General features: G+C 63.3%; 12 protein-coding genes. 2 read left to right on the top strand and 10 right to left on the bottom strand.

Annotation, left to right across the window (positions count from 1 at the left end):
• Positions 1-77: 77 nt before the first annotated feature.
• Positions 78-896 carry a response regulator gene (locus GH663_RS06085; protein ID WP_205629846.1) on the bottom strand — a complete coding sequence of 273 codons (819 nt, stop codon included), beginning with the start codon at positions 894-896 and terminating at the stop codon, positions 78-80.
• Positions 897-1,100: 204 nt separating this feature from the next.
• On the opposite strand from GH663_RS06085, the gene nifB reads away from it, so the two are divergent.
• Both nifB and GH663_RS06075 read left to right on the top strand, forming a co-directional pair.
• The gene (gene nifB / locus GH663_RS06080; RefSeq protein ID WP_153130759.1) at positions 1,101-2,609 is read left to right on the top strand and encodes a nitrogenase cofactor biosynthesis protein NifB; all 1,509 of its coding nucleotides are present in this window, start codon (positions 1,101-1,103) and stop codon (positions 2,607-2,609) included.
• Entirely contained in the window at positions 2,610-2,831 is a 222-nt protein-coding gene (locus GH663_RS06075) for a 4Fe-4S binding protein (protein WP_153130758.1), read from the top strand. It abuts the gene before it with no gap.
• A gap of 1 nt (position 2,832) precedes the next feature.
• Here GH663_RS06075 and GH663_RS06070 read toward each other — a convergent pair whose 3' ends face one another.
• The 9 genes from GH663_RS06070 to GH663_RS06030 form a co-directional block, all read right to left on the bottom strand.
• Complete coding sequence (locus GH663_RS06070; protein ID WP_153130757.1) at positions 2,833-5,823, bottom strand: bifunctional diguanylate cyclase/phosphodiesterase; 2,991 nt, start codon at positions 5,821-5,823, stop codon at positions 2,833-2,835.
• A gap of 113 nt (positions 5,824-5,936) precedes the next feature.
• Positions 5,937-6,320, bottom strand: a complete 384-nt coding sequence (locus GH663_RS06065) for a bacteriohemerythrin (RefSeq protein ID WP_153130756.1) — start codon at positions 6,318-6,320, stop codon at positions 5,937-5,939.
• The gene (locus tag GH663_RS06060; protein ID WP_153130755.1) at positions 6,320-6,877 is read right to left on the bottom strand and encodes a hypothetical protein; all 558 of its coding nucleotides are present in this window, start codon (positions 6,875-6,877) and stop codon (positions 6,320-6,322) included. Before GH663_RS06060 ends, GH663_RS06065 begins: the two co-directional genes overlap by 1 nt.
• Before the next feature lie 27 nt (positions 6,878-6,904).
• Positions 6,905-7,741, bottom strand: coding sequence for an SIR2 family protein (locus GH663_RS06055; RefSeq protein ID WP_153130754.1), 837 nt, complete (start codon positions 7,739-7,741; stop codon positions 6,905-6,907).
• Between the two features lie 152 nt (positions 7,742-7,893).
• Positions 7,894-8,511 (bottom strand): urease accessory protein UreG, encoded by a 618-nt coding sequence (ureG, locus tag GH663_RS06050; protein WP_153130753.1) that lies wholly within the window; start codon positions 8,509-8,511, stop codon positions 7,894-7,896.
• Positions 8,512-8,515: 4 nt separating this feature from the next.
• Positions 8,516-9,202: an urease accessory protein UreF gene (locus GH663_RS06045; protein WP_153130752.1), complete on the bottom strand. Its 687-nt coding sequence runs from the start codon at positions 9,200-9,202 to the stop codon at positions 8,516-8,518.
• The gene (gene ureE / locus GH663_RS06040; RefSeq protein ID WP_153130751.1) at positions 9,199-9,732 is read right to left on the bottom strand and encodes an urease accessory protein UreE; all 534 of its coding nucleotides are present in this window, start codon (positions 9,730-9,732) and stop codon (positions 9,199-9,201) included. The genes GH663_RS06045 and ureE overlap by 4 nt, the downstream gene beginning before the upstream one ends.
• 1 nt (position 9,733) lies before the next feature.
• On the bottom strand, positions 9,734-11,440 hold the full coding sequence (gene ureC / locus GH663_RS06035; protein WP_153130750.1) for an urease subunit alpha: 1,707 nt from the start codon (positions 11,438-11,440) through the stop codon (positions 9,734-9,736).
• Positions 11,440-11,745, bottom strand: coding sequence for an urease subunit beta (locus tag GH663_RS06030; protein ID WP_153130749.1), 306 nt, complete (start codon positions 11,743-11,745; stop codon positions 11,440-11,442). The genes ureC and GH663_RS06030 overlap by 1 nt, the downstream gene beginning before the upstream one ends.
• Positions 11,746-11,748 lie beyond the last annotated feature (3 nt).

Raw genomic sequence — 11,748 nt, 5'->3', positions numbered from 1 at the left:
AAAAACCTGCTTAATTATCAACACCTTGAAAAAGCCTGCTTTGTCGCAAGCCCGACAAGCCGGCAGTTCGGCGACACTTAGGGCCGGGCCGCCGGCCCCAGCACCAGGACGCGGCCCTGGGTCGCCGCATTGAAGCCGATCCGTTGATAATTGACCGGCCAGTCGAGCCCGCCCTGCGCCCAGCGATGTTCACCGACTGCGCCGCCGATGATGTCGAGCAGGGCCGGCGGCAGCACGGCCTGGGCAAACGAGCCGATCAGCGGCGCGCCCTGGCCGAACAGCCGGTCGGCCTCGGCGTTGGCGAAAACGACCATGTCGTCATCGTCCAGACCGATGATCGGCAGCGGCACCAGTTGCAGGATTTCCTGGCCGATACCGAGCACGACTTCGTCGCGCTGCAACTGGCGCTGCTTCTCGTCGAGCACGACGCGCAACTGCTGGTTGGCGAGCAGCAACTCGTCGCTCAGGCGCCGGTTCTCGTCGGCCAGCGCCTTGATCCGGAAGGCTTCCAGGATGCTGGCCCGCAACTGCTCGTCGTCCCACGGCTTGGTCAGGAACTTGTAGATCGCCCCTTCGTTGATGGCGTCGGTAATCGACTGGAACTCGGTGTAGCCGGAGAGAACGAGGCGCACCGTATCGGGGTAAAGCGTCTTCACCCGGCGCAGAAATTCGACCCCAGTCATGTTCGGCATGCGCTGGTCCGAGATGATCACATCGACCGCGTTGGCCGCCAGGATCTCCAGCCCGGCCTCGCCGCCGCTGGCGGTCAGGATGCGATAGCCGTCCCGCCGCAACAAGCGCTTCAGCGACGACAGGATGTTCTCTTCGTCATCGACCAGCAGGATGGTGCGCGAATCGGGCGACTCCGGTAGCGGCGTGTTCAGGTTTTCATTCATGGTGCTCTCCCCGTCTGCTTCCCAGTTTAGTGCCAGCCAAGGCCGGGAGCCACTCCCCGTGTGAAACAGTGCCTTGTCGAGTTCACGACAAGCCACCAACAAGAGCCCGGCCAAAAACCGACAAGCGCTTGTTTTAACAAGACTTTAGCCCCTGGCATACCGATTGCTGAAAAGACCCCGCACAGCTATCGAGGAGCCTTCATCGTGGAACTTCCAGTCATCAGCAACACCCCGTCGGAATCGGAAGGCGGCGGCTGCTCATCCAGCGGCTGCGGTACGGCCCCGGATGCATTGGGCCATCTGCCGGACCACATCCGCGCCAAGGTGCAGGACCACCCCTGCTATTCGGAAGAAGCGCACCACTACTTCGCCCGCATGCACGTCGCCGTGGCGCCCGCCTGCAACATCCAGTGCAACTACTGCAACCGCAAGTACGACTGTTCGAACGAATCCCGCCCGGGCGTCGTTTCCGAACTGCTGACGCCGGACCAGGCGATCAAGAAGGTCCTTGCCGTCGCCGCCGAGATTCCGCAGATGACGGTGCTCGGTATCGCCGGCCCCGGCGACCCCCTGGCCAACCCGGGCCGCACTTTTGAAACCTTCGAACAGCTCTCCGCGCGCGCCCCGGACATCAAGCTGTGCGTGTCGACCAACGGCCTCAGCCTGCCGCAGTACGTCGACGAAATCGCCAAGCACAACATCGATCACGTGACGATCACCATCAACTGTGTCGATCCCGAAGTCGGCGCCAAAATCTATCCGTGGATCTACTGGGAAAACAAGCGCATCTTCGGCATCGAAGGCGCGAAGATCCTGATCGAGCAGCAGCAGAAGGGTCTGCAGATGCTGACCGACCGCGGCATCCTGGTCAAAGTGAATTCGGTGCTGATCCCCGGCGTCAATGACGAGCATCTCAAGGAAGTCTCGAAGATCGTCAAGGCCAAGGGTGCCTTCCTGCACAACGTCATGCCGCTGATCGCCGAGCCGGAACACGGCACCTACTACGGCATCATGGAACAGCCGGAACCGACCCCGGAAATGCTGCAGGACCTGCAGGACGCGTGTGCCGGCGACATGGCGATGATGCGCCACTGCCGCCAGTGCCGGGCCGATGCGGTCGGCCTGCTGGGCGAAGATCGCGGCGACGAGTTCACGCTCGACAAGATCGACGTCATGGATGTCGATTATGAAGCCGCCATGGTCCGCCGCAAGGAAGTGCACGACTCGATCATCGAGCAGCTCGAAGCCAAGCGCGGCAACGCCAAGCCGAAGGTCGAGGACCTCGGCATTCCGGCCGAATCGCGGCCGGTGCTGATGGCGGTGGCCGGCAAGAACGGCGTCGTCGCCGAGCACTTCGGTCATGCCAAGGAGTTCCTGATCTACGAAGCCTCGCCAGCCGGCGTTCGCTTCATCAGCCACCGCAAGACCGAGCTGTACTGCGGCGGCATGGACTCCTGCGGCGATGGCGACGTGGTCGATGCAGGGGCGACGGAATCCCTGCTCGACAGGAATATCCGCATCCTCGAAGGCTGCGAGGTCGTTCTCTGCTCGAAGATCGGTTACGAGCCCTGGGCCAAGCTGGAAGCCGCAGGCATCGCGCCGAACGGCGAACATGCGATGGAGCCGATCGAGGACGCCGTGCTGGCGGTGTACAAGGAAATCGCGGCGACCGGCAAGTTGCTGCCCGCGGTCGACAGCAAAAAGGTGGCATAAATGGCTCTGCAAATCACCCAATCCTGTGTCAATTGCTGGGCCTGCGTTGATGTCTGTCCGAACGACGCGATCTTCCAGGACACCCCGCATTTCCTGATCGACGACGGCAAATGCACCGAGTGTCTGGGCGATCACGGCGTGCCGCAGTGCGCCGCGATCTGCCCGATCGAAATGGCCATCGTCGATGAACTGGGCGAGTTCCTGAACCCGCCCGGCCGCTGAGTCAGCGGTTCCGACTGGCCAGCAGGGCCGGCACCTGCGCCGCCGGCAGCGCCGGGCTGCAGTAGAAGCCCTGATATTCGTCGCACTGGTGGCGTTGGAGGAATTCCAGCTGTTCGATGGTTTCAACGCCCTCGGCAATCACCTTGTGCTCCAGTTCGGCCGCAATGCCGATCACCATGCGAATGATTGCCGCATCATTGACGTTGCGTTCGAGGTCGCGAACAAAGGAGCGATCGATCTTGATCTTGTCGATCGGGAAGCGTTTCAGGTACGACAGGCTGGAATAACCGGTGCCGAAATCGTCGATCGACAAGCTGACCCCAATCGCCTTCAGCTCCTCCATGATCCGGATCACCCGCTCCGGGTCTTCGACAATCACGCTCTCGGTAATTTCCAGCTCCAGATAGCGCGCCTCCAAACCGCTGAGGCGAAGTGCCTGCGACACGGTCGCCACGACATCGCTGCCGTGGAACTGCACGGCCGACAGATTGACGGCGACAACTTTCGGCGCCATGCCGGCATCCTGCCAGGCCTTGTTCTGGCGGCAGGCCTCTTCCAGTACCCAGATGCCGATCGGCAGGATCAACCGGCTCTCTTCAGCCAACGGAATGAACTTGACCGGCGACACCATGCCCAGTTCCGGGTGCTGCCAGCGCAACAGGCTCTCGAAACCGACAACCTCGCCACTCGGAATATCGACCTGCGGCTGGTAGTGCAGCGCCAGTTCGCTGCGCGTCAGCGCCCAGCGCAAATCGCTCTCCAGGCGCAAACTCTCGGCCATCCGTACATTCATGTCGGCCGAAAAGAAACGGAAAAGATTCTGCCCGGCATTCTTGGCGTTATGCAGCGCCGCATCGGCATTGCGCAGCAGGGTCGCGACATCACCGCCATCCTGGCTGAGCAGACAGATGCCGGCGCAGGCGGTGGTCACGACATCGCTGCCTTCGATCGTCACCGGCCGGGCTATGCTGTCGAGCAGCTTGCGGGCAAACGCTTCCGCACTTACCGGCACAGCCCCCTGGGCGATCAGCACCCCGAATTGGTCGCCGCCGAGGCGGCCGAGTGCATCCTCCTGACGCACAGCCTTGCGCAGCCGGGTACCGATCCGGCGCAGCATGGTATCGCCGGCAACGTGGCCGAAGGCATCGTTGATGCGGCTGAGTTGATCAAGGTCGATGACGATCAGCACCCCTGGCTGGCCGGAGGCCAGCCATTCGGCAACAATCCGGGCAAACCCCGGGCGATTCGGCAACTCGGTCAGCTGATCGACGTGGGTCAACGATTCGATGCGAGCCTCCGCCGCCTTGCGCTCGGAAAGGTCGGTGACGAAGACCGCCCAGTTGAGCGCCCGCCCGGCATCGTCACAAATCGCGCTGACGTTGCAGTAGATCGGCAACTGCTGGCCATTTTTGCTCATCGCCAGCAGTTCACCGCGCCACACGCCCTGCTCCTCCAGCGTCTGGACGATACCGTCGAGCATTTGCGGGTCGTGACAGGCCTCGACCATGAAACGCGGCAACTTGCCCTTGAGATCGGCGATTTCGTAACCGCTGATCGCCGTCACCGCTTTGTTCAGGGTGACGACGCGACGCTCGGCATCGAGGATCAACACGGCATCGTTGGCGTGATCAAAAAAGTGCGTGATCAGGCGCTGCCGTTCCTCAGCCTCGTAACGCTCGCTCATATCCCAGGCCACCCCGGCCAGCCCGTTTGCCTGCCCGGCTTCGCCATAGACCGGTACGCGCAGGAATTCGAACGGACGTTGCCGCCCGCTCAGATCCAGCCAGACCAGTTGGCGAACCGGCTCGCCCTTGCGGTAAACCTCGAGTTGCCCGGCACGCAGACGCTGGGCTTCCTCGGCCGGGAAAAGATCGTCGACCGTACGCTCCAGAACCTGCTCCATCGGTAAGTTTCGGAGACGGCAAAAGGCTTCATTGACCGCCAGGAAGCGACCGTCGTTATCGAGCAACCAGGCCGGGTCGGGAATGGAGTCGAGCAGAGCCCGGCCCTGACGCGATTTCTCGGCAAAAGCCCGCGTCATCTTCTCGGCCAGCGTCTCGGCCTGACGATAGCCCCGCGACCAGGAGCGGATCAGGGCAATCAGGGCGACGATCAGCACGAGGCCGAGTACGCCATAGATCAGGGCGCGATGCTGCCACTCGGCCAGCACGTCGCTTTCGGCAAAGCCTACCGAAACGACAAAGGGAAACTCATCGACGGCGCGAAAGACGAACAGGCGCTGCTCGCCATCCAGGCCACCGGCCCGCCGGAAGCTGCCGGCCGTTTGCCCAGCCTGCAAACGCTCCGGAATCGGGCTGTCATCGAGCTTCTTCCCCTGCCACGCCGGCAACTGCGGCCAGCGGGCGAACAGTTCCAGATCGCGGCTCCATAAAGCAATGACCCCGTGCTGCCCAACATCCAGGCTGCGGTAATAGCGCTCGAAATAATCGGCCCGCAAGGTGCCCAGCACGATGCCGCCGAAATTGCCGAGCCGGTCCTGTAGGCGACGGGCAAAGACGATCACGACATCGTTGGTCACACGGGAAATCAACGGCGGCGAAATAACCAATTGAGCTGCCGGGTCGTCGCGTAGGCGGGTGAAATACGGGCGATCGCTGATATTGGCTTCGCCCAGCAAGCCGCTGGCGTCGTAGAGGTAGTTGCCCAGGGCATCGGCCACGCGGAAACTGTGGGCTTCGGGAAAACTGTTCAGATAGTGCTGCAGTTCAGCCTCGATACCAGCCCGCGGAACACGGTCGGCCACGTCGAACTGGAAACGCTGCACAAACTCGAACAGACGCTGATCGACCTTGCGCGCCGCTCCCTGCATGTGCCCTTCGAGCAATTTGACCAGCGTCCCGCCGGCCCGCTCGGCGGCCTGCAGTTCGCGCTCGCGCGAGTGCTGCAAGTCGAGGCCGACCCAGCCGAACAGGCATAGGCACAACAACATGACCAGCAACGCCCCGAAACGCATCGACCATTTCGTCGCCACGACTTCCCCCCTGCGAGTTTATGCTTGTTTTCTCGCAGTCTAACACGGCGAAATATCGGCTTTCCGCTTGAAAGCCCCTGTTTACGCGGCTTTACAAGCGGGCCGACAGGAAATCAGGCGGGCATTTTCTGCTTCAGGCAAGCGGCCAGTGCCGAATCCATCGTCGCCAGATGGCTGCCAAACCAGTCCGGCAAGCCCTTGGCGTAGGCCCGGGCACTGCCCAGGCGACCGGCGGCCACGCCGCGGGCAAAGTGCGCCAGTTCGCCGAGCACGCGCAGGTGTTCGCTGTTGTGCTCGCCGATGGCGGGAAAACGGCAGGCTTTCATCAGCTTGCCTTCATGCTCGAAATGCAGCCGGGTATGCTCGTGCAGCTTGGCGAAAAGCGTCGGGAACTCGTCGTCGCTGGCCGCCTGCAGGGCATCGGCCAGCGCGACGAATTCCTGATGGGTGGCATCCATCTCCGCCACCCCGAGCGTATAGCGCTCGTTCCAGGGCATCAGATCGCTCCGTGGTTCTCGCGCTTGGCGTTGTTGGTCTTGCTCATCGCCTCATCCAGGCTGACTTCCGGATACTTGAACTTGGTCTCCTTCAAGGCGTTATAGACCGTCACCACCTTGTCGGCCGAGCTTTGGCCCTTGAAGTCGCCCTTTTCCAGCGCGACGAGGTCGATCAGTTCGTTCCAGGCCATGCCCTGGACCAGCGGCACGAAGGCGACCGGCACGCCATTGATCGTGGACACGAAGGGCTTGTCGATATTGACCGTGAAAAAGATGCCCTGGGCGCCCGGCTTGAGGTCAGCGCCGTATTTTTCGAGCAGAGACGGGAAGTGCTGCAGGGCGTCGAGCGAACCGGTGATCAGCTTCAGCTCGTCGCCCTCTGCCAGCAGGGCAGCCTGCTTGAGGACTTCGTGCGGCGGCTTGCGGCGGCCCTGGGCATCGGCGACCTCGCCTTCCTTGAGGACCAGTTCGCCGCGGTAGGCAACCCAGCCGGCTTCGCTGGCGGCTTCCTTGAAATTGGCGTTGAAAAAGAGCGATTCGTAACGATCGAGCAGCATGGTTTTACTCCCTGTTTTATGGATGGTTCAGGCCGGCTGTGCCGCGCCAATGAATTCGAAGACGTCAGCGTCGATGATTTGCAGGCCGATCTTCTTGCAGTAGCGCTTTTCCTTTTCGGTCGGCTCGCTGATGAAGACCCAGCCGGCAGGCTGGCTGGCGCTGTAGATGATGTCGGCCATCACCATGCGCTCGGTGTCGCGGTTCAGGCGCAGGCCCATCAGCAGGTATTGCTTGCCCTTGCGCAGTTCCTTGACGGCCGGCGGAATGGAAAAGCCGCCCATCAGCTCGGTGATGAAATCGACGTAATCGGCATCGGAGGCGATGTAGGTCGGTTCCGGCTTCGGCGTGCCCATCGGCTTGAAGAGCACCGGGATGGCCGGATTGACGGCATCGGTTTTCTGGTAGGCCGTGCCGTCCCAGAAATACAGCTTGTAGCGGAAATCGGTGCCGCCGAGGCGGGCGATGCCGACGATCAGGTTGTGCGGGACGGCGGCGTAGGAGTCCTGCAGTTGCGTATCGCGGTTGATGTCGATGACGTAGTGCGGACAGATTTCCTTGAGCCAGTCGTGCACCGCGCCGCGCGTCCAGGCGGTGTCGCCGTAGGTGCGGGTCAGGAACTTGGTGACGGCGCTGCGCCCGCGCTTCAGTTCGACATTCATCGCGGCGCGCGGGAATTCGTACATAAGCTTCGGCGCCATCGGCTTGCCGTCGTTCATCGCATAGATCAGCGAATTGCTGTCGGCGGGAATCGGGGCGCCGGTGGCGGCATTCTTGACGTCGGCCAGGACGCCCGGGCCAAGGTAGGGAACGATGCTGCCGTCCTTGAGGCCTGCAATCAGCGAAGCACGCAGTTCTGGGGTCATGTTGTTTGCTCTGAAGTGGGGTACGGACCCCTCACAGCAAATTCCACGCCCGAGACGAAAGCCTGCACTGGTGGGCCTTTCGGCGCGCACCTGTGGGCCATTGTCGGGTTTCCTACAGCATTTTTGGCGGTTTGCCCGCCAGCGGTGGGTGCTTAGGCGGCGCGGCCGAGCATGCCCTGCTCGAGGATGAAGTCGATCACCGTCTGCAGGCCGTGGCCGGTTTTCAGGTTGGTGAAGACGAAGGGGCGGTTGCCGCGCTGCACCTTGGCGTCGGCCGCCATCACCTCGAGCGAGGCGCCGACCATCGGCGCCAGGTCGATCTTGTTGATGACCAGCAGGTCAGACTTGGTGATGCCCGGCCCGCCCTTGCGCGGGATTTTCTCGCCGGCGGCGACATCGATGACGTAGAGCGTGAGGTCGGAGAGTTCCGGCGAGAAGGTGGCGGCCAGGTTGTCGCCACCGGATTCGACAAGGATCAGCTCGACGCCGGGAAAGGCGCGTTGCAGGCGGTCCACCGCTTCGAGGTTGATCGAGGCATCCTCGCGGATCGCGGTATGCGGACAACCGCCGGTCTCGACGCCGATGATGCGCTCCGGCGCCAGCGCCGAGTGATTGACCAGGAACTTGGCATCCTCGGCGGTGTAGATGTCGTTGGTGACGACGGCCATGTCGATCCTGTCGCGCAGGGCCTGGCACAGGGCCAGGGTCAGGGCGGTCTTGCCGGAACCGACGGGGCCGCCGATGCCGACGCGCAATGCTTGTTTGCTCATGTTTTTACGATCTGAATAAACGGGAATATTGGGTTTCGTGCCGGGCCGAGGCGATGGCGAAGGCCGGCGTGAAGTTGGACCATTCGGTTTCGGGCAATTTCAGGGCGTCGACCGCAGCACTCGGGATCGCCGCCCCCAAACTGGCCAGGAGACGCTGACCGGCGGCCTGGCCGAGCGGCACGGCTTTCAGCGCCGCCATCACCTGATTTTCGGCCCACGACCACAGGTAGGCAGCAACCGCCGCTTCCGGCTCGATCTGCCAATAGGCGGCAAGGCCGGCCCAGCCAGTCGGGAAGGCGATTTCACCGAGCCCGGCCAACGTACTTTCGACGTCCGACAAACCGGGATCGCGCAAGTCGCGGACCAGCCGGTGCAGCGAAAAGCCCATCTGTGCCGTTTCGGCGCGCAGTTCGGCGGACTCGCGACTGGCCAGGAACTCTTCGTTTAGGCGGGCGATTTCGGTCACGTTTCCTGCGGTCCACGCTGTCATCAGGGCAAAAACCAGCGGCGCCTCGTAGCGGCCGATACCGTGTTGGAGCAGGTCACCGATCCAGCGTCCGGCACTCGCTTCGTCGAGGATAACGCCGGATTCGACCGCCCACTCCAGGCCCTGCGAATAGGTGTAGGCGCCGACCGGCAGCGCCGGACTGGCCAGTTGCAGCAGGCGGGCGAGTTGCAGACTGCTGCTCAACGCGGCTTGAACTCGTGGATTTTCGGTACGGAGCGGTGCGGGCCGTGGCCGGGGTCGTGCAAATCCGGTGCCTCGTCGGCCGCATCGCCATGCCGATGGCCACCGCCGTAGGCGCCGGATTCCGGCTGGAACGGCGCTTCGGCCTCGCTGACCGTACAGCCGAGACCTTTCACCATCTCGGCCAGCACGTGGTCGGTCTGGAAACGCAGCTTGCCGCCGTTATCGGTCGGCAGGATCTGCACCGGCACGTGGCGATTGCCGAGGTGGTAAGCGGCACGGGCGAAGAGCAACGGACTGTCGGCCACCGCCTCGATCAGCTTTTCCGGCGCGGCAAGGATTTCGACGACAGCACTTCCCTCCTCCGCCAGCAGCTTGTCGCCGCCGTGCAGATGGTCGCCGCGTTCGAGGAAGATGCCGGCCTCCAAGCCGGAGGCCAGCCGGACCTTGAGGCGGCTGCGCTTGCGTTCGTCGTAGGCAAGCGCTACCGAGTCGGTGGCAGGGGCTAGGGTGCGTCGGTTGAGGATCAGCATGTCAGAAAAGGAAGTAGCGTTGGGCCAGCGGCAATTCGGTCGCCGGCTCGCAGACCAGATGCACGCCGTCGGCCTTGACGACGTAGGTTTCGGGATCGACGGTGATCTCCGGCGTGGCGCCGTTGTGCACCATGTCCGACTTCTTCAGCGTGCGCGTGCCGGACACGGCAACCAGCGGTTTTTGCAGTTGCAGCGCGTTGACCGCCGGATTGTTCAGCGCCGCCTGCGAGACGAAGGTCACCGAGGTCTTCAGCGCCTTGCCGAAGCTGCCGAACATCGGCCGGTAATGCACCGGCTGCGGCGTCGGGATCGAGGCGTTGGGGTCGCCCATCGCGGCGGCAGCGATCATGCCCCCCTTGAGGATCAGGCTCGGCTTGACGCCGAAGAAGGCCGGCTTCCAAAGTACCAGGTCGGCCAGCTTGTCGACTTCGATGGAGCCGACGGTATGGGCAATGCCGTGGGTCAGCGCCGGATTGATGGTGTACTTGGCGATGTAGCGTTTGACGCGGAAGTTGTCGTTGCGGGCGCTGTCTTCCGGCAAGGCGCCGCGTTGCAGCTTCATCTTGTGCGCCGCCTGCCAGGTGCGGATGATGACTTCGCCGACGCGGCCCATGGCCTGCGAGTCGGAGCTCATCATCGAGAAGGCGCCGAGGTCGTGCAGGATGTCTTCGGCGGCGATGGTTTCGCGGCGAATGCGGCTCTCCGCAAACGCGATGTCCTCGGCGATGCTCGGGTCGAGGTGGTGACAGACCATCAACATGTCGAGATGCTCGTCGATGGTATTCACCGTGTAGGGCATGGTCGGGTTGGTCGAACTGGGCAGCACATTAGGCAGCCCGGCCGCCTTGATGATGTCCGGGGCGTGGCCGCCGCCGGCGCCTTCGGTGTGGAAGGTGTGGATGGTGCGGCCCTTGAAGGCGCCCAGCGTCGCTTCGACGAAGCCCGATTCGTTGAGGGTGTCGGAGTGGATGGCGACCTGCACGTCCATCTCGTCGGCCACCGTCAGGCAGCAGTCGATGGCGGCCGGTGTCGTGCCCCAGTCTTCGTGTAATTTCAAGCCCATGGCGCCGGCCGCAACCTGCTCGCGCAGGGCTTCCGGCAGGCTGGCGTTGCCCTTGCCGAGAAAGCCGAGATTCATCGGGAAGGCATCGGCCGCTTCCAGCATGCGGTGGATGTGCCACGGTCCCGGCGTGCAGGTCGTGGCAAAGGTGCCGGTGGCCGGCCCGGTGCCGCCGCCGATCATCGTCGTCACGCCCGAATACAAGGCCTCGTCGATCTGCTGCGGGCAGATGAAATGGATGTGGCTGTCGATGCCGCCGGCCGTGACGATCATGCCTTCGCCGGCGATGACTTCGGTGCCGGGGCCGATGACGATGGTCACGCCGGGCTGGATGTCCGGGTTGCCGGCCTTGCCGATGGCTGCGATGCGGCCGTCCTTGAGACCGATGTCGGCCTTGATGATGCCGGTGACCGCGTCGACGATCAGCGCGTTGGTGATCACGGTATCGACGGTTTCGGCCGAGACGCGCTGGCCCTGGCCCATGCCGTCGCGGATGACCTTGCCGCCGCCGAATTTCACTTCCTCGCCGTAGATCGTGTGGTCCTTCTCGACCTCGATGATGAGGTCGGTGTCGGCGAGACGGAGACGGTCGCCGGTGGTCGGGCCGAACATTTCGGCATAGGCCTGACGGGAAATTTTCGTACTCATCACAGTGCTCCCTGAATCAGGCCACGGAAACCATAGACCTTGCGGTCACCAGCCAGCGCGACCAGTTGCACGGTGCGCGTCTGACCCGGCTCGAAGCGCACGGCGGTACCGGCGGCGATGTCGAGGCGGAAGCCGCGCGCCGCTTCGCGGTCGAAGCTCAGACCGGCATTGGTTTCGTGAAAGTGGTAGTGCGAGCCGACCTGGATCGGCCGGTCACCGGTATTGGCGACGACCAGCGTGATGGTCGGCCGGCCGGCATTGAGTTCGAGTTCGCCGGGTTCGGCGAGGAGTTCTCCGGGGATCATGTC

Origin of the sequence: Dechloromonas hortensis (assembly GCF_009469765.1) — a bacterium.
In the GTDB taxonomy this organism is placed as follows: domain Bacteria; phylum Pseudomonadota; class Gammaproteobacteria; order Burkholderiales; family Rhodocyclaceae; genus Azonexus; species Azonexus hortensis.
The sequence above is the reverse complement of the archived record's forward strand: the minus strand, read 5'-3'. Positions and strand labels throughout refer to the sequence as shown.